General features: G+C 70.7%; 15 protein-coding genes and 1 pseudogene. 10 read left to right on the forward strand and 6 right to left on the reverse strand.

The features are described from left to right. Positions 1–2: 2 nt before the first annotated feature. Positions 3–692 carry a 50S ribosomal protein L1 gene (gene rplA / locus JWR33_RS07215; protein WP_297410576.1) on the forward strand — a complete coding sequence of 230 codons (690 nt, stop codon included), beginning with the start codon at positions 3–5 and terminating at the stop codon, positions 690–692. Positions 693–918: 226 nt separating this feature from the next. On the opposite strand, the gene JWR33_RS07220 is transcribed toward rplA, so the two are convergent. Next, positions 919–1941: an NADP-dependent oxidoreductase gene (locus JWR33_RS07220; RefSeq protein WP_297410577.1), complete on the reverse strand. Its 1023-nt coding sequence runs from the start codon at positions 1939–1941 to the stop codon at positions 919–921. A 192-nt stretch (positions 1942–2133) separates the two neighbouring features. Here JWR33_RS07220 and JWR33_RS07225 point away from each other — a divergent pair, with 192 nt between their 5' ends. Together JWR33_RS07225 and JWR33_RS07230 are read left to right on the forward strand one after the other, a co-directional pair. Further along, entirely contained in the window at positions 2134–2877 is a 744-nt protein-coding gene (locus JWR33_RS07225) for a response regulator transcription factor (protein WP_297410579.1), read from the forward strand. A gap of 29 nt (positions 2878–2906) precedes the next feature. After that, the gene (locus JWR33_RS07230) at positions 2907–4370 is read left to right on the forward strand and encodes a HAMP domain-containing sensor histidine kinase (protein WP_297410580.1); all 1464 of its coding nucleotides are present in this window, start codon (positions 2907–2909) and stop codon (positions 4368–4370) included. A 6-nt stretch (positions 4371–4376) separates the two neighbouring features. Here JWR33_RS07230 and JWR33_RS07235 read toward each other — a convergent pair whose 3' ends face one another. Then, positions 4377–5381, reverse strand: coding sequence for a PfkB family carbohydrate kinase (locus JWR33_RS07235; RefSeq protein ID WP_297410581.1), 1005 nt, complete (start codon positions 5379–5381; stop codon positions 4377–4379). A 222-nt stretch (positions 5382–5603) separates the two neighbouring features. Continuing rightward, positions 5604–5792 (reverse strand): annotated as a pseudogene (locus JWR33_RS07240) (DUF1275 family protein); the annotation flags it as partial. A gap of 282 nt (positions 5793–6074) precedes the next feature. Here JWR33_RS07240 and JWR33_RS07245 point away from each other — a divergent pair. Next, positions 6075–6683, forward strand: coding sequence for an acetamidase/formamidase family protein (locus JWR33_RS07245; RefSeq protein ID WP_297410582.1), 609 nt, complete (start codon positions 6075–6077; stop codon positions 6681–6683). 64 nt (positions 6684–6747) lie between these two features. Next, positions 6748–7995, forward strand: a complete 1248-nt coding sequence (locus JWR33_RS07250) for an allantoate amidohydrolase (protein ID WP_297410583.1) — start codon at positions 6748–6750, stop codon at positions 7993–7995. Between the two features lie 319 nt (positions 7996–8314). Here the strand turns inward: JWR33_RS07250 and JWR33_RS07255 are convergent, their stop codons facing one another. Next, positions 8315–8893, reverse strand: coding sequence for a pyridoxamine 5'-phosphate oxidase family protein (locus JWR33_RS07255; protein WP_297410584.1), 579 nt, complete (start codon positions 8891–8893; stop codon positions 8315–8317). 270 nt (positions 8894–9163) lie between these two features. Here JWR33_RS07255 and rplJ point away from each other — a divergent pair, with 270 nt between their 5' ends. The 5 genes from rplJ (at position 9164) to JWR33_RS07280 (ending at position 13939) form a co-directional block, all read left to right on the forward strand. After that, a complete protein-coding gene (gene rplJ, locus JWR33_RS07260) occupies positions 9164–9682 on the forward strand; it encodes a 50S ribosomal protein L10 (RefSeq protein ID WP_297410585.1) in 519 nt (172 codons plus the stop codon). Positions 9683–9736: 54 nt separating this feature from the next. Then, positions 9737–10126, forward strand: coding sequence for a 50S ribosomal protein L7/L12 (gene rplL / locus JWR33_RS07265; protein WP_297410586.1), 390 nt, complete (start codon positions 9737–9739; stop codon positions 10124–10126). 285 nt (positions 10127–10411) lie between these two features. Beyond that, a complete protein-coding gene (locus JWR33_RS07270) occupies positions 10412–11752 on the forward strand; it encodes an ABC transporter substrate-binding protein (RefSeq protein ID WP_297410587.1) in 1341 nt (446 codons plus the stop codon). Positions 11753–11846: 94 nt separating this feature from the next. After that, positions 11847–12980: a sugar ABC transporter permease gene (locus JWR33_RS07275; RefSeq protein WP_297410588.1), complete on the forward strand. Its 1134-nt coding sequence runs from the start codon at positions 11847–11849 to the stop codon at positions 12978–12980. Beyond that, entirely contained in the window at positions 12977–13939 is a 963-nt protein-coding gene (locus tag JWR33_RS07280) for a carbohydrate ABC transporter permease (protein WP_297410590.1), read from the forward strand. Before JWR33_RS07275 ends, JWR33_RS07280 begins: the two co-directional genes overlap by 4 nt. 131 nt (positions 13940–14070) lie before the next feature. Here the strand turns inward: JWR33_RS07280 and JWR33_RS07285 are convergent, their stop codons facing one another. After that, a complete protein-coding gene (locus JWR33_RS07285) occupies positions 14071–15807 on the reverse strand; it encodes an ABC transporter ATP-binding protein (RefSeq protein WP_297410592.1) in 1737 nt (578 codons plus the stop codon). Continuing rightward, positions 15788–17590, reverse strand: coding sequence for an ABC transporter ATP-binding protein (locus JWR33_RS07290; RefSeq protein ID WP_297410595.1), 1803 nt, complete (start codon positions 17588–17590; stop codon positions 15788–15790). The genes JWR33_RS07285 and JWR33_RS07290 overlap by 20 nt, the downstream gene beginning before the upstream one ends. Positions 17591–17602 lie beyond the last annotated feature (12 nt).

Consider the following 17602-nt stretch of genomic DNA (forward strand, 5'->3'; position numbering starts at 1 on the left):
CAATGGCACAGAAGTCCAAGGCATACCGCGCCGCCGCCGAGAAGATCGAGGCAGGCCGTTTCTACACTCCCAATGAGGCCGTAGGCCTCGCGAAGGAGACCGGGTCGGCGAAGTTCGACTCGACGGTCGAGGTCGCGCTCAAGCTCGGCGTCGACCCCCGCAAGGCGGACCAGATGGTCCGTGGTACCGTCATCCTCCCCCACGGCACGGGCAAGACCGCCCGCGTCATCGTCTTTGCGACGGGAGCGGCCGCCGAGGCCGCGATCGCCGCAGGCGCGGACGAGGTCGGCGGCGACGAGCTCATCGAGCGGGTGGCCGGCGGCTACACCGACTTCGATGCTGCGGTCGCCACCCCGGAGATGATGGGCAAGGTCGGTCGTCTCGGCCGCGTCCTCGGCCCCCGTGGCCTCATGCCCAATCCGAAGACGGGGACCGTGACGCCGGATGCGGCGAAGGCCGTGTCCGACATCAAGGGCGGCAAGATCGAGTTCCGCACCGACAAGCACGCCAACGTCCACTTCGTGGTCGGCAAGGCGGGCTTCAGCGCGGACCAGCTCAACGAGAACCTGACCGCGGCCCTCGACGAGGTGCAGCGGCTCAAGCCGTCGTCCTCGAAGGGCCGCTACATCCAGAAGGGTGCCGTGTCGACCACGTTCGGCCCCGGCATCCCGCTGGACGTCAACGCCCTCTAGGCACTGCGCTCCGCACGCCGAGCTGCCCGCTTCGGTCCTGATTCGCGAGAAGAGGGGACCGAAGTGGGCAGTTCGCCGTTTCGGCCAGGTTCTGCGCCCTGGCTCGTCGTCGGCGAGTTTCAGCGAGCAGATCGCTGCGCCTCCGCTGACCCCTGCGTGCTCGTTCCGGCGCCGAGTGACCGCTATATCGGGCACTTCGCGCCGCAACGGGCACTCGGAGGAGGGATCAGTACTCGCTGATCCTCAGGACGATCTTGCCGCGGACCTGCCCGGACTCGAGCAGCCGGTGGGCCTCGGGGGCGTCCTCCAGGGCGAACACCGAGTCGACGGTCACCTGCACGTCGCCCGAGTCGATGAGCCGCGCGATGACCGAGAGGGTGCCCCCGTCGGGTGTGACCCAGAAGTCGGTCACACGAACGCCGGCCGCCTCCGCGTCCTCGCGAATCGCCGGCCAGCTGCCCGGCGCCAGGCTCACCAGGTGTCCGCCCGGACGCAGCACCGACAGTGATCGGCGCCCGGTGTCGCCTCCGGAGCAGTCGATCACCACATCGAAGCCGGTGAGCAGCTCGTCGAACGCGTCGGCGGTGCAGTCGAGCACCCGGCGGGCGCCGATGCTCCTCAGCCATGGGGCATTCCGCTCCGACGCGGTCGCGGTGACATCGGCGCCGAAGTACGCCCCGAACTGCACGGCGAGATGACCGACCCCGCCGGCCCCCGCATCGATGAGCATCCTCTGACCCTCGTGCGCCTTGCCGAGGTCGACGACCGCGCCCCACGCGGTGAGAGCGGCGAGGGGGACGGCGGCCGCCTCGACGTGCGAGAGCACGCGGGGCTTCCGCGCGACACTCATGGCCGGCACCGACACGTACTCCGCGTAGCTGCCGGTCGTGCGCGGAAAGGCGGTCATGCCGAACACCTCGTCGCCCGGTTGGAGCGGGAACTCGGCGTAGGGCGACTCCGCCACGACGCCGCTGAAATCGTAGCCGGGCACGATCGGCCAGCTGTGCGCGCCGGGAGAGACGCCATCGCCCGAGCGGGTCGTGGCGTCCACGGGGTTCACGCCGGCCGCGACGACTCGCACGAGCACCTCGCTGCCCACCCGGGCGGGGACCGCGATGGTTCGGGTGACGAGCTCGCCGGGGCCGCCCGGCTCCGCGACCGAGACGGCGCGCATCGTCCTCGGGAGGGCGGCGGCGGATGCGCGCGCGGCAGGCCGGGCGGTCGCCCCGCCGCGGGGGTTGTCCGGCATCGTGGCACTCCCGTCCGGCCCTCGGGCGGGCACTCCGCCAAGTCAAGCCCGCAAATGCGTCTGCGGTGTTACGGCGGTGTTCCCACCCCGCTAACATCTGGCACCCGCCACGGGACCCGGTCATCGTCGGCTCACAGCGGCCGCAGGAGCCTTCCACAGCAGGCTCATAGACTCGCTCTCATACTGAGAGACATGACAGTTTCGGACGCCCGCGCCGCTCGCGCCCCCATGCGCCGTGCCGACGGTTCCCCCATCCGCGTCCTCGTCGTCGACGACGAGGCAACCCTCACCGACCTGCTGTCGATGGCGCTCCGCTACGAGGGCTGGGAGGTCAAGACCGCCGCGGACGGCCGCACCGCCCTCAATGTGGCCCGCGAGTTCAAGCCGGACGCGATCGTGCTCGACATCATGCTTCCGGACATCGACGGCCTGCAGGTGCTCAGCCGGCTCCGCGCGGACGGCAGCGACACGGGAGTGCTCTTCCTCACCGCCAAGGACTCGCTCGACGACCGGATCACCGGACTCACCGCGGGCGGCGACGACTACGTCACCAAGCCGTTCAGCCTCGAGGAGCTGGTGGCTCGCCTGCGCGGGCTCGTCCGCCGCTCCATCGTGTCCATCAGCGACGACAACGACCCGGTCATCCGAGTCGGCGATCTCGCGCTGGACGAGGACAGCCACGAGGTGTTCCGGGACGGCGAGCAGATCGAGCTCACCGCCACCGAGTTCGAGCTCCTCCGCTTCCTCATGCGGAACCCGCGCCGCGTGCTCAGCAAGGCGCAGATCCTCGACCGTGTCTGGAGCTACGACTTCGGCGGCAAGTCGAGCGTCGTGGAGATCTACATCTCCTACCTCCGCCGCAAGATCGACTCGGGCCGCGCGCCGATGATCCACACGGTGCGGGGTGCCGGCTACCTGCTGAAGCCCGCGCCGTGAACCGGCTGCGGTCGCTGAGACTGCGGCTCGTGCTCATCGTTGTCGCGCTGCTCGCCGTCGTCGCGGCGGTCATCGGCGTGGTCTCGGTGGTCGTGCTGCAGAGCTACCTCGTCGGCCAGGTCGACAACTCCGTGCGGTCCGCCGTGCAGCGAGCGACCCACGGCCCCGGCGACGGGGATGGTCCGGGCGGCGGGTTCGTGCTCGGCCAGGGCGAGGGCACCGTCATCGCGCTCGTCCAGGGCGGGGCGGTCGTCAGCTCGGGCTACCTCGACGCCGACGGCAGGCAGCAGACGCTCACCGACACGGCGCAGGCCGCGATCCTCGACCTGGCCGCCGACGGCCGGCCGCACACCGTCGACTTGGACGGCAGTCTCGGGGAGTACCGGATGATCGCCGTGCTCAGCACCTCGCGCACCACCGCGCTCGTCACCGGCCTGCCCCTCTCCGGCGTGCAGGGCACCGTCGGTCAGCTCGGCACGATCTTCGGCCTGGTCGCCCTGGCCGGCCTGGCGCTCGCCGCGATCGCCGCCACCCTCACCGTGAGCGCGGCACTGCGGCCGCTGCGCCGGGTCGCCCAGACCGCAGCGACGGTGGCCGAGCTGCCGCTGGATCGCGGGGACGTCGACATCGACGTGCGGGTGCCGGAGAAGGACACCGATCCGCGCACCGAGGTGGGCCGGGTGGGCGCCGCCCTCAACCGGCTGCTGAGCACGGTCGGGACCGCGCTCGCCGTCCGCAAGGCGAGCGAGGACAAGGTCCGGCATTTCGTGGCGGATGCCAGCCACGAGCTGCGCACGCCGCTCGCCTCCATCCGCGGCTACTCCGAGCTGACCCGCCGCACCCAGCCGGACCTTCCCGACGAAGTCCGGCACAATCTCGGGCGGATCGAGTCCGAGGCGATCAGGATGACGAAGCTCGTGGAGGACCTCCTGCTCCTCGCCCGCCTCGACTCCCACCGAGAGCTCGAGCAGGAGGATGTGGACCTCTCGCTGATCGTCGTCGAGTCGGTGGGGGACGCCCACGCCGCCGGCCCCGACCACGAGTGGGAGCTGGACCTGCCGGACGAGCCCATCGTGGTGACCGGGGACGAGGCGCGGTTGCGCCAGGTCGTCGTGAATCTGCTCGCCAACGCCCGGGTGCACACCCCGGCCGGCACGACGGTCAGGACGAGCCTCGCGGCGGGCGTCGACGGCGCGGTGACCGTCCGCGTCGCCGATGACGGGCCGGGCATCGCCCCGGCCGTCCGCGAGACCCTCTTCGAGCGCTTCGCCCGGGCCGACGCCTCGCGGGCGCGCGCCACGGGCAGCACGGGTCTGGGCCTCGCCATCGTCAGAGGGGTGGTCGAGGCGCACGGCGGCACCGTGGGCGTCGAGAGCAGGCCAGGAGAGACGGTCTTCACCGTCACACTGCCGCCCGCACACGCCGGCCTCGCGCCTGCCCCCGACTCGACGCCCGACGGGATGACGACCGGAGCGGTGCCCGCCCGGGCGTGAGCCGGGTCAGCCGACGAGGTGCGTGCGCTCCCGGAGCGGCCGGTCCAGCTCGGGTGCGCTCACCGTCGGCACCGGGGCGGCGTCGAAGCTCGTGAGGAGCGTGGTCGGCAGCGACACCGCGAGGGCGCCCCACGAGCACGCGGTGCCGAGCGCATCGGGCAGCGTCAGCCGTCCCGGCACTCCGGGAGATTTCGTGCCGTCGATCACCGAGTGGGCGAGGAAGCCGGCGAGCGTCGCGTCCCCGGCGCCCGTGGTGTTGACCACCTCGGTCGCCACCGCCCGACCCCAGTGGGCCTCGTGCTCGGTGATGGCGAGGGCGCCGTCCACCCCCAGGCTCACCAGCGCGACCTCGATGCCGAGCGCGTTCAGCTCATGGCCGGCGTCGAGAGCGTCGGAGAGGGTGTGCAGGTTGTGGCCGACGAGGTTCGCCAGCTCGTCCGCGTTCGGCTTGACGAGGTTCACGAGGCCGCTGCGCACCCACCGATCCAGCGCCGGGCCACTCGTGTCGACCGCGACCCTGGTGCCGCGCGCGCGGACCGTCTCGAACAGGTCGGTGAGGTCGACCTGCTCGCCGGTGTCGCTGACGCGGGGGTGGACGCCGGAGACCACCAGCCAGTCCGCGTCGCTCTCCTCGACCTGCTCCTTCGCGAGATCGCACACCCGCGACCAGTCGCCGGAGCTCATCGGGATCGCGGTCTGATTCACGTTCGTGGTGTGGCCGCCGTCGTCCACGATGGTGGTGTTCACCCGGACCCGGCCGGCGATCGGCACGATCCGCAGGATGTGCGGATACGGGGTGCGGAAGAGCAGGTGCTCGTCCTCGCGGCCGATCGGAATGATCGCGGCGGTGGACACCCGGGCCAGGTGCAGGGTCCTCGCGACGTTCAGGCCCTTGCCGCTCATGTACTCGTGGATCTCGAACGCCCGATTGACCTTCCCCTCGGCGAAGGAGTGCACGAGGTAGGTGCGGTCCAGCACAGGGGCAGGCGTGAGCGTCACAACGGCGGTCAACGGAGTCTCCTTCCGGCGGCGCGCCGGTTCCAGAACCGAGGGGGCCTCGGGTGTCCGGACACTCTATCGACCGGAGCGGCCGCTCCCCGCTTCGCCCGGTGCCCGGAGGGGTCAGGCGCTCCGCGGCGGGGAGCCCAGATGCCCGATCGCCGCGACGGCGAGGGGAATACCGGCGGCCAGCGCGATGCCCCCGCCCAGCGCGAGCTGCAGGAGGGCGGCGTCGGCCCCGATGGCGCCCGCCACGAATCCGTGCAGAGCGACGATGGGCCCGACGATCGGGAGACAGTCCGCCCCGGTCAGCGCCATGCCGGGGATCACGACGTTGCCGGTCATGTTGCCCGTGAACACTCGGTCGAGACCCAGGTAGTCCACGGCGTCCACCACCCTCGTCGAGAAGCTGAGCACGAGCATCGGCACGAGGTGCAGCGGGTCCTGGTCCTGCCTCAGTCGCGCGCGCACGATCCCGTCCTCCCCGTCGTCCCAGCGGGCGTCCGGTCCATCCCAGGGGAGCCGTGTTTCCCGGCCGTCACCGTGCTGGCCTATCGTGACGCTGTGACCCACGGCCGAATCCACGACGAGCGGGCGCCACGCGTCCTCCAGCCGCGATCGGGGCGGTCCCCGGGGGGACCACTGCCTGCCCGCCGGGTGGCCGAGGTGCGGTGGGGGCGGCTGCCCTGCGCCGCGGGTCGCGCCATGCTCTCCGTCGTCCGGGGCGAGACGGTGACGATCGACTCCCTGAGCCATGAGGGGGTCAGCCGGGGGGCCTCCTCGCCGTCGACGTGCTGCGACCGGATCTGCCGGCGCCCTGTGGCGTCGTCTCCGACCGGCATGGGCCACGCGCTGCCCGGTGAGTATCCCGTGAACGGGCGCGTCTTCGCGCCGGTCGGGACGGCCGAGGACGGCACTCGTCACGGCGTGACCCCTCGGGCGCCGGGGTCGCCGCGGTCCGCGCGCTTCCCTCTCGCCCCCTTCTTCGGCGTCACGGGCGTGGCCGCTGCGGGGAACGAGCGACCGCGCTCGGTTCCGCCCCGTGCCTTCGGCGGCGGCCTCGACATCCGCCGTCTCAGGGAGGGAGCCCGGGCACACCTGCCGGTTCAGGTGCCCGGTGAGCTCGCCGACGTGGGGGACGCGCACTTCGCCCGGGCCGTTGGCGAGCTCGCCACGACCGCGATGGAGGCGTCGCTGAGGGCGACCCTCCGCTTTCAGGTGATGCTGCACCGGCTGCACGGCCCCGCGATGCTGGCGGGCATCTCGGGACTCGGCCTCCGCCCCTTCCGGGACCTCGCGGAGCGGACGTCGTGAGCGTGCAGCTCCCCGACGTCGTGCGCACGACGCTCGCCGCGCTCGCCTCCTGCGCAGGCGCGGCATGACTCCTCCCGGAGCGGCTCGTGCCCTCGAGCGCTGTGAGGAGCTCGCCGCCCTCACGAGCATGGTGGGCGGCATCGAGCGGGTGCATCTCTCGCCGGAGCATGCAGCCGCCAACGCCCTCGCCGCCGACTGGATGCGGGAGGCCGGCCTCGCGCCCTGGCAGGACCAGGCAGGCAACGTCTGCGGCAGGCTGGAAGGCGCCAGCCCCGGACTGCCCGCCCTGGTGCTCGGCAGCCACCTCGACACGGTTCCCGATGCCGGCCGGTACGACGGCATGCTGGGTGTCCTGCTCGCTATCGAGGTCGCCGAGCGGGTTCGGCGAAGCGGCACGTCACTGCCGTTCGCGCTGGAAATCGTCGGGTTCGCCGATGAGGAGGGCACCCGCTTCGGCACCGCCCTGCTGGGCTCGCACGCCTTCGCCGGGACCTGGGCGGCGGACTGGCAGGCACTCGCCGACCCGAAGGGCGTCTCGCTCGGCGAGGCCGCGAGAGGCTTCGGGCTCGATCCGGCGACGATCGCGGAGGCGGCTCGCGCTCCGGCCGACCTCGTCGGCTATCTCGAGGCCCATATCGAGCAGGGACCGCATCTCGAGGATGCCGGCCGCGCGCTCGCCGTGGTGTCGTCGATCGCGGGCGCCCGCCGCCTCGCGCTGACCGTGACCGGACGGGCGGGCCACGCCGGCGGCACCCCGTACGACCGGCGTCGGGACGCTCTGGTCGGAGCCGCCGAGATCATCGTCGAGATCGAACGCATCGCCGTGCAGACCGGCACGATCGGCACGGTGGGGGGTGTGCGGGCGTTCCCCGGCGGCGTCAACGTGGTGCCCGGCCGCGCCCGGTTCTCACTGGATCTCCGCGCCGAGACCGACACGGCGCGCGACGACGCCTGGGACCGGATCGACTCCTTCGCCCGGAAGGTCTGCGAGCGGCGCGGGCTCCAGTGGGCGGTGGAGGAGTTCTATCGGGCCGACGCGGTGGCCTGCGACCCTGCCCTGCGGACCGCCGTGGAGGCAGGCATCCGGGCGACCGGCGACGAGGACCCCGTCGTGCTCTGGAGTCGAGCGGGCCACGACGGCATGGCGGTGGCCGCCGTCACCGGGGTCGCCATGCTGTTCCTCCGCTGCGGCAACGGCGGAGTCAGCCACTCGCCCGACGAGATCGTCGACGAGGCTGACGTGGCCACCGCTCTCGACGCATTCGAGGGGGCGGTGCACGCCGTGGCCGCCCGGTACGAAGCGCACGAGTGACCATGCCGGGGCGACGCGGCTGTCAGAGGGGGAACAGCAGCTCCGCCAGACCATGGAGCTGCGCCCGGAGTCGCTGTTCGCCGAGGAGGAGGCGCGATGAGCCAGATCATGACTCTCGTGCTGGACGCCGCACGGGGCAACCCTGCCGCACGGGACACGACTCGCGGGAGGGGTAGAGCGTTGCGCCGGGAAGGGCGAAGTCCCCGCAGCGCGGCGTCGACGGCGAGTTCGCTCGCCCGGGCGAGCCACCGCTCGTCCGCTCGCGGCCTCCGACGACCCTCGGCGGGGCGCCCCGGGCGGAGAAGCGTGGCGGGCCAGGTCAGCCGGGGAGGTGCGCCCGGCTCCAGCTCGCGCCCTCGAGGGTGAACTCCAGCCGATGGCTCGGGGCGTGGGGATCCGTCTCCCAGAAGGTGACCCGGTCCGGCCGGATCAGGAAGCCGACCCAGGTGGCCGGCGCCTCGAGCTTGTCGATGTCGTGCTCGGCGCCGAACAGGGACCAGGCGGCGACCCGCTCGGCGCGAGGCAGCCGCGCCACCTCGGGGGTGTTCACCCAGGCGTGCCGCCGCACATAGGGAGAGCGCCGAGCGTAGGCGCGGGCCTCCTCGCGGGCGCCGGCGCGCTCGGCCGAGCCCCGGACGACGAGCTGGCGCTCACCGCCCGCGAGCAGGAGGACTAGCGCCGCGGCGGGGTTCGCGGCGAGCTCCCGCACCTTGCGGGAGGTGGCGTCGGTGTGGAAGAGGAAGCCGTCACGGCCCCACTCGCTGAGGAGCACGGTGCGGAGGTCCGGGCGGCCCTCGCTGTCGACCGTCGCGAGCTGCATGCGGGGGCGAGCCGGCTCGTCGTTGTCGGGTAGCCAGGATTCGAGGAGCTCGAGCGCCTCGTCGGGCAGGGCTGCCATCGGAACCTCCGTGTCGCCGGGATCGGTGCGACAGAGAGGAATCTACCGGGCCGAGTTGCCGAGGGGCTGAACAGGCGCATACACTGGACGAAGCCAAAGACCGCCGGTTGTCGGCGTGCCCGCAAGTCGGGTATGCCGCCTAAGGCTCGCGAGAGCGAGAGCCTGCGCAGGTGTCCGAAGTTCCCATCCGGGTCTGCTCCGTGCGCTTGCGCCGGAGCTTTTTTTGTTCTCGTGCTCCGCGCGGTCTCTCTCGACACACAAAGGAGCCCCATGGCGACGACGAAGGAAGCGTCGGTAGCCGAGCTTTCGGACCAGTTCCGGAACTCGAATGCCGCCTTGCTGACCGAGTACCGCGGGCTCACGGTGGCTCAGCTCAAGCAGCTGCGCAGCACCATCAGTGAGCACGCCACCTATGCCGTGGTGAAGAACACGCTGACCAAGATCGCGGCGAACCAGGCGGGAATCGACACGTTCGACGACCAGCTGGCCGGTCCTTCCGCGATCGCATTCGTGCACGGCGACACTGTCGCCGTCGCGAAGGCCCTTCGTGACTTCGCCAAGGCGAATCCTCTGCTGGTCGTGAAGAGCGGCTACTTCGACGGTGCTCCCCTGAGCGCGGAAGAAGTGACGAAGCTTGCGGACCTCGAGTCCAGGGAGGTGCTCCTCGGCCGTGCCGCTGGTGCCTTCATGGGCTTGCTGTACCGCGCCGCCTACACGGTCAACGCGCCGCTGTCGAAGGCCGTTCGCACGGTCGACGCACTGCGCGAGAAGCAGGAAACCGCCGCCTGATCGGCGCGGCACAACCCCCTTTCAGGCGAACAACCAAAACAAGGAGATATACCGATGGCAAAGCTGTCGACCGACGAGCTGCTTGACGCGTTCAAGGAGCTGACCCTCATCGAGCTCAGCGAGTTCGTGAAGAAGTTCGAGGAGACCTTCGAGGTCACCGCCGCCGCGCCCGCCGCGGCCGCCGCCCCCGCTGCCGGCGGTGCCGGTGCCGCTCCCGAAGAGGAAGAGGAGAAGGACTCCTTCGACGTCGTCCTCGAGGCCGCCGGCGAGAAGAAGATCCAGGTCATCAAGGAGGTGCGCGCGCTCACCAGCCTCGGCCTCGGTGAGGCGAAGGCACTCGTCGATGGTGCTCCCAAGGCCGTCCTCGAGGGCGCCAACAAGGAGACCGCCGAGAAGGCCAAGGCCCAGCTCGAGGCCGCCGGCGCGACCGTCACCCTCAAGTAGCAGAACCTGGTTCCAGGACCTAACCCGTCCTGAGCCACCGCACTCCGGTGCACCAGAAGAGGGACGTCACCCCACCCGGGTGGCGTCCCTCTTCGCATTCCCGATTCCCACCTGCGGCCGCCCGACCGCCCTGCGCAGTCCCGCTTGGTATCGATTCGGACACTTATCCGTGGAAGCGCTCCCATCGGCGTAGCAGGCGCCCTACACGGGCAATAGTGTGGCCCAGATGTCGCGAAGGTGCCACAGTGCCTCGCGCGGCAATCATCTCAACGAAGAGGAGACACGATGAGGCACACCATGCGCCGTCGCTACACACTTCCCGTCATCGCGGCAGCATCCCTTGGCCTGGTTCTGGCCGGTTGCAGCGACTCGGGCGGAAGCACCGGAGGGACTGACTCCGGCCAGGGTCCCGGAGACGTCGGCGAAGCCGATGGAGTCGTCACCATCGTCGGAACGATCATCGACACGGAGAAGGACCTTCTCGAGCAGTCCTGGGCGGACTGGGAGAAGGCCAACAAGATCGACATCCAGTACGAGGGCACCCAGGAGTTCGAGGACACGATCGGGACCCGCGCCCAGTCCGGCGACACGCCCGACCTCGCGATCTTCCCCCAGCCCGGCCTGCTGGCCGACCTTGCGGACCGGGGCTACATGCAGCCAGCGCCCGACGCGGTCGCCGCCAATGTGACCAAGAACTGGTCCGCGGACTGGGCCGGCTACGGCACGGTCAACGACACCCTCTACGGCTCGCCGCTGATGGCGAGCGTCAAGGGCTTCATCTGGTACTCGCCCAAGACGTTCCAGAAGAACGGCTGGACGGTTCCCACCACGTGGGACGAGCTGATGACGCTCAGCCAGACGATCGCCGACTCCGGCACCAAGCCGTGGTGTGCGGGCTTCGGCTCCGACGCAGCCACCGGCTGGCCGGGCACGGACTGGATCGAGGACATCGTGCTTCGCCAGGCCGGACCCGACGTCTACGACCAGTGGGTCTCGAACGACATCCCGTTCACCGACCCGAAGATCAAGGGTGCGTTCGACACCCTCGGCGGCATCCTGCTGAACCCCGACTACGTGAACGCCGGCATCGGCGACGTGGCCTCGATCAACAGCACGCCGTTCGGTCCGGACATCGCCACGGCGGTCGTCGACGGCAAGTGCCCGATGACGCACCAGGCCTCCTTCTTCGACGGCTTCCTCTCTGACGCGGGCGGCAAGGTCGCCGAGGACGGCGACGTCTGGGCCTTCATCACCCCGGGCACCGAGGCCGGCGCCTCTGCCGTCACCGGTGGTGGAGAGATCGTCGGTGCGTTCTCGAACGACGCCGACACCCAGAAGGTCCAGGAGTACCTCTCGAGCGGCGACTGGGCGAACAGCCGGGTCTCTCTCGGCGGCGTGATCAGCGCCAACAAGGGTCTCGACCCGGCGAACGCCTCCAGCGCGATCCTCCAGCAGGCCATCACCATCCTGCAGGACCCCGCCACCACGTTCCGCTTCGACGCCTCGGACCTCATGCCGGGTGCGGTCGGTGCTGGCACGTTCTGGTCGGGAATGGTCGACTGGGTCAACGGCACGCCCACGGATGACGTCCTGTCCTCCATCGAGGCGGGCTGGCCCTCCAAGTAATACCCTCTGATCGGCAGGGCCGTGTGGAGCTCCGCTCCCCACGGCCCTGCTGTATCCGCCCGTCGCGTTCACCGTTGCACCCGGAAGGCGTTCCATGCTGAAACAATTCTTCGATTGGGTCGGCAACCTGCCGCCCCTCGCGCAGGTCCCTGTCGTCATCGCGGCGTTCGTCGCGGTCGTGGGCCTTCTGCTGTTCTTCCTCGAGGTGGCGCCCCGGAGCGGGCGCGGATACTCCATCCTGCGAGTCGTGGTGAGCATCGCGGTGCCCGCACTCGTGCTCTTCCTCTTCGGCTCGATCTGGTGGGCCATCGCCATCGCGGCGGTGCTCGGCGGTGCGCTCTTCCTGATGGACTACCGGTCCAAGCAGGGCAAGGGGTACATCCTCCAGCTGGTCGGCTTTCTCGCTCCCGCGGTCTTCCTCCTGCTCATCGGACTCGTCTACCCGAGCATCCAGACGATCTTCGCGGCCTTCTACAGCTCCCGCGGCCGGTTCGTCGGACTGGAGAACTTCCAGTGGATCTTCAGCCAGCCCGACAACCTGGTCACGATCCGCAACACGATCATCTGGGTGCTCGTCGTGCCGACGGTGTCGACGATCGCCGGTCTCGCCTACGCCGTCTTCATCGACCGGTCCCGCGGCGAGAAGTTCTTCAAGATCCTCGTCTTCATGCCGATGGCGATCTCGTTCGTCGGGGCGAGCATCATCTGGCGCTTCATCTACGGCTACCGCGAAGCCGGCCAGTCCCAGTACGGGATCCTGAACGGGATCGTGACCCTCTTCGGTGGCACTCCCGTCAACTGGCTGCAGCAGGCGCCGCTCAACACCTTCCTCCTCATCGTGGTCCTGATCTGGGTGCAGACCGGCTTCGCGATGGTCGTCCTGTCGGCGGCCATCAAGGGCGTGCCGACCGAGCAGATCGAGGCAGCAGAGCTCGACGGGACGAACGCCTGGCAGCGCTTCACCAACGTCACGGTTCCCGGCATCCGCAGCTCGCTCGTCGTGGTGCTGACCACGATCTCGATCGCGTCGCTGAAAGTCTTCGACATCGTGCGGACGATGGGCACCGCGTATCCGGACACCGGCGTCATCGCCAACGACATGATCACCCTCGCGCAGAACTTCGAGACGGGACGGTCCGCGGCCTTCGCCGTGCTGCTGTTCGTCCTGGTGCTGCCGATCGTCATCTACAACGCACGCATCATCAAGAAGCAGAGGGAGATCCGATGACGTCAACGGTTGGCGCTGACCTGCCACTGCCCGGTGCCACAACGACTCGCGGCGCCGTCGAGCGGGCGGATACGGGCAACATCGCCCGCCGCAGCAAGCGGCGGCTGACGAGCCGCGGCGCGACCATCGCGTCGCTCATCATCGCGGTGCTCTGGACGATCCCCACCTTCGGGCTGTTCGTCACCTCGCTCCGCCCGCAGGACCAGATCACCCGGTCCGGCTGGTGGGAGGTGTTCGGCAAGTGGGACCTGACGACGGAGAACTACCAGACGGTCCTCGGCAACGAGGACCTCACGCGATCGTTCGTCAACTCGATCGCGATCACGCTGCCCGCCACGATCGCGCCGCTCGCCATCGCCGCCCTCGCCGCGTACGCGTTCGCCTGGATCGACTTCCGCGGCAAGAACATCATGTTCATCCTCGTGTTCGCTCTGCAGATCGTCCCGATCCAGATGACGCTGGTCCCGCTGCTGACCCTGTTCAGCCGCGGACTGCACGCCGGGAACGCGACGCTCTTCTCCGGCTTCCAGGGCGCTGGGCTGTACACCCAGGTGTGGATCGCGCACACCATCTTCGCGCTGCCGCTGGCGATCTTCCTGCTGCACAACTTCATCGCGGAGATCCCTGCTGAGGTCATCGAGGCGGCCCGGGTCGACGGCGCGGGGCACGGGCAGATCTTCCTGCGGATCGTCCTGCCGCTCACGGTCCCGGCGATCGCCTCGTTCGCGATCTTCCAGTTCCTCTGGGTGTGGAACGACCTGCTGGTCGCGCTGATCTTCGCGACCGGTGAGGCGTCACCGATCACGAGAACCCTGGCGGAGCTCACCGGGCAGTTCGGCCGCTCGGCCTACCTGCTGCCGGCCGGCGCCTTCATCGCCATGCTGGTGCCGCTCATCGTGTTCTTCGCCCTGCAGCGCTTCTTCGTCCGCGGCCTGCTGGCCGGCTCCACCAAGGGCTGACCGAACGAGAGAGGGGCAGACGCCAGGCGCCTGCCCCTCTCTCGTCCCGACTGGCGCGTTCCGGCAGCGATCGCGCCCTCTATCGACCATGCCGCCCCATCGCGGCGCCACCATCAGGAACGCCGAGAGGGTCACTCCGAGTTCCACGTCCGCCACAGCTCGGCGTACTCGCCGTTCAGCGTCATCAGCTCGTCGTGCGAGCCGATCTCCACCAGCCGGCCGCGCTGCATGACCGCGACTCGGTCGGCGTCCCGTGAGGTGTGCAGGCGGTGGGCGATGGCCACCACCGTCCTGCCCCGCAGAACCGCGGACATCGTGCGCTCCAGGTCGCGGGCGGAGCCCGGATCGATGAGCGACGTCGCCTCGTCGAGCACGAGCATGGACGGATCGAGGAGCAGGAGCCGCGCGAGGGCAAGCTGCTGCGACTGCGACGGAGTGAGCGGCATGCCGCCCGAGCCGACGACCTCGTGAAGCCCGGACGGCAGCCCGCGCACCCAGCCCCACGCGTCGACGACCCGCAGCGTCTCGACCAGATCGTCGTCGGTGGCACTCGGCCGCGCCAGCCGGAGGTTCTCCGCGACCGTGCCGACGAACACGTGGTGCTCCTGGGTCACCAGAGCCACGTGGCGCCGCAGCTCTTCGACGGGCAGGTCGACGAGCCGCACGCCGCCGACGGTCACCGAACCGCTGGTCGGCGCGTCGATGCCGGTGAGCAGGCGCGCGAGCGTGGACTTGCCCGACCCGGTCGGGCCCACGATCGCCAGTCGCTCGCCGACCTCGAGGTTCAGGTCGATGCCGTGCAGCACCTCGATCTCGCTGCGGTAGGAGTACCGGACGGCGTTCGCCTCGACCTGCTCGTCCGCGGGAGTCTCGCCCGTGGGGTGCCGGTCCGGCGGCACCTGGCTCACGCCGATGATGCGGGACAGCGCAGTCGTGCCCACCTGGATCTCGTCCAGCCAGGTGATGAGCTCGTCGATGGGCCGGACCAGCTGGGTGGCGAGGAGGGCGACGGAGGTGACCTCGCCGACGGTCGCGGAGCCGAGGGACAGGAGGTAGACGCCCCAGGCGACGACTGCCACCACCGGCAGGAGGAAGCCGAGATCGGTGATGGGGAAGAAGACGGTGCGGAGCCCGAGCGTGGAGAGCTCCGAGTCGCGGCGCTCGCGGATGGCCGCATCGACCTCCAGGCGGCGCACCGGGGCGAGGCCGAGCGCCTCGACCGTGCGCGCGGCGTCGACCGTCTCGGTCACCGTGCCGCTGAGGATCGCGAAGGACGCGAGCTGGCGCTGATAGCCGACGCTCGCGCGCCGCAGGTACCAGCGGGTGCCCGCCACGAGCAGCGGAACCCCGAGGAACATCGCGAGTGCGACGAGGGCGTTGGTCAGGAGCGCGGCCACGACGGTGAGGACAGCGGTCACCAGGGCCACGAGCACGCGCGGGACGCCGAAGCGGACCGTCTGGGCGATGCTCTCCACATCGTTGGTGGCCCGGGAGAGCAGATCGCCGGTGCCGGCCCGCTCCACCGTGGTGAGAGGCAGGCGCCCGACCGCGGCGAGCAGCTCCTCGCGGAGGGTGGCGAACACGGTCTCGCCGAGCACCATCGAGCGAAGCTGGGCGTAGCGGGTCACGACCGTCTGCACGAGCACGGAGCCGAGCAGCAGCAGCGCCGCCTGCGCGATGGTGGCCTCCGTGGCGGTGCCGCGAGACACCCCGTCGATGAGCCCGCCGATCAGGACAGGACCGACCAGACCGGCGAGCGCCGCGAGCGTGTGCAGGCCGATCACGACGACGAGGTCGAACCGGTGTGAGCGCATCAGCCGCAGGGCGGTGCGCCGGACCTCGGCGGTGTCAGCGATCGGCAGGAGCACGGGGGTCCTCCGGGTCGGGCGCGGTCCCGCGCGTGACGATCGATCGGTACAGCCGGCCGGCCCCGTCGGTGCGGCGGAGCAGGTCCTCGTGCCTGCCCTCGCCGACCAGATGCCCCTGAGAGAGCACGGCCACCTTCTGTGCCTTGGCGAGCAGCAGCGGACTGGCGGAGACGACCACGGTCGTGCGCCCTGCGCGGGCCTCCGACAGGCGCTCGGCGATCCGCTGCTCGGTGCGCGAGTCCACGGCACTGGTCGGCTCGATGAGCACGAGGACCTCGGCATCGGTGAGCAGCGCGCGCGCGAGGCTCAGCCGCTGGCGCTCGCCGCCGGAGAAGGAGCGACCGCGTTCGGGCACCGGCTCATAGAGGCCTTTCGGCAGGTTCGACACCGTCTCGGTGGCCGCGGCCGCGTCGATCGCCTCCTCCACCCGGCGCAGCTGGCCGGTGTCCGTCGTCACGCGCTCCGGCTCCCGGACCGGCTGGATGTCGAGCCCCTCGATGAGGGAGCCCTTGAACATGTGCGGCATCGCATCGTTGACGACGATCCGCTTGCGCACCGCCGTGACGGGCACGCTCGTCTGGTCGATCCCGCCCCACAGCACCGGCGCGTCCCCGGCGGCGAGGTCGTCGAACCGGCCGAGCCGGGTCGCCACCTCTGCTGCGGCGTCCGGATCCTCGTCGACGATCGCGGTGAGCAGCCCGGGGGAGATCGTGACCCCGGAGGCGACATCGTGCAGCTCGGACCCGAGCGGAGGCGCGGGGTCGGGATGCGGCCCGTCGCGAACGGCCGACTCGACCGAGAGCACGTCGATCACTCGGCGGGTGCCGACGATGCCGCGCGAGAAGACCCCGAGCGCCTCGACGGCGGTGCGGATGGGGAGCACGAGGAAGGCGGCGTAGCCGTAGAGGGTGACCAGCTCGCCCGGGGTGGCCGCGCCGACCAGCACGAGCCGTGCACCATAGAGCACGACGCCGGTGAGGAAGAGGCCGGGGATCAGCACCTGCGCCCCGTCGAGGAGCGACGCGACGGCGGCGACGCGGACCCCGGCGCCCCTCACCCGCTGGCTGCGGGCGGCGTACCGGCCCACGAACTCCTCCTCGCCGCCGACGCCCCGCAGCACCCGGAGCCCCGCCACCGCGTCCGCTCCCAGGGTCGCGAGCGCGCCGAACTCCGCGCGCTGCTCGAGCTGGCGCCGCGCGAGCGGCCGCACGAGCACGGCGAGGAGTGCGGCCGAGAGGGGGACGCCGATCAGCACGACGAGGCCGAGCTCGACCGAGGAGGCGAAGAGGATCGCGGTGATGGCGAGCCACGCGACGATCGAGCCGATCAGGCGGGCGAGGATGTCGAACATCGCCCCCAGCCGGTTCGAGTCGGCGGAGACGGTCGCGACGATCTCGCCTGTCGTCTTGTCCGCGGTGATCGCCCGGCCGGTGTCGGCGGCGTGATGGCCGATGAGCCGGGCGATGCCGAGGGAGGCGCGCAGCCGGTTCACCACGGCGGTGCGGTGCCGCATCACGCCGGCGCCGGCCTGCACGAGCACGACGACGACGAGGGCGATCAGCCAGGGCAGCAGGCCGCCGTCGGCACCGGTCGTTCCTGCGTCGATCGCCCGTCCGAGGAGCAGGGGCCAGATCGCCTGCGCCACCATCCAGACGACCCCGAAGAAGATGCCGGCGAGCAGGGTGCTGCGCTGGCGGCCCGCCTGCCAGAGCAGGAAGCGGGTCGCGGAGCCGAGCGGGGGGCGTGTGGTGGGCGGCTGGGGAAGGTCGTCGTTCGGTGACACGGAGTCCTTGGA

It is taken from the genome of Naasia sp., assembly GCF_025465545.1.
GTDB lineage: Bacteria > Actinomycetota > Actinomycetes > Actinomycetales > Microbacteriaceae > Naasia.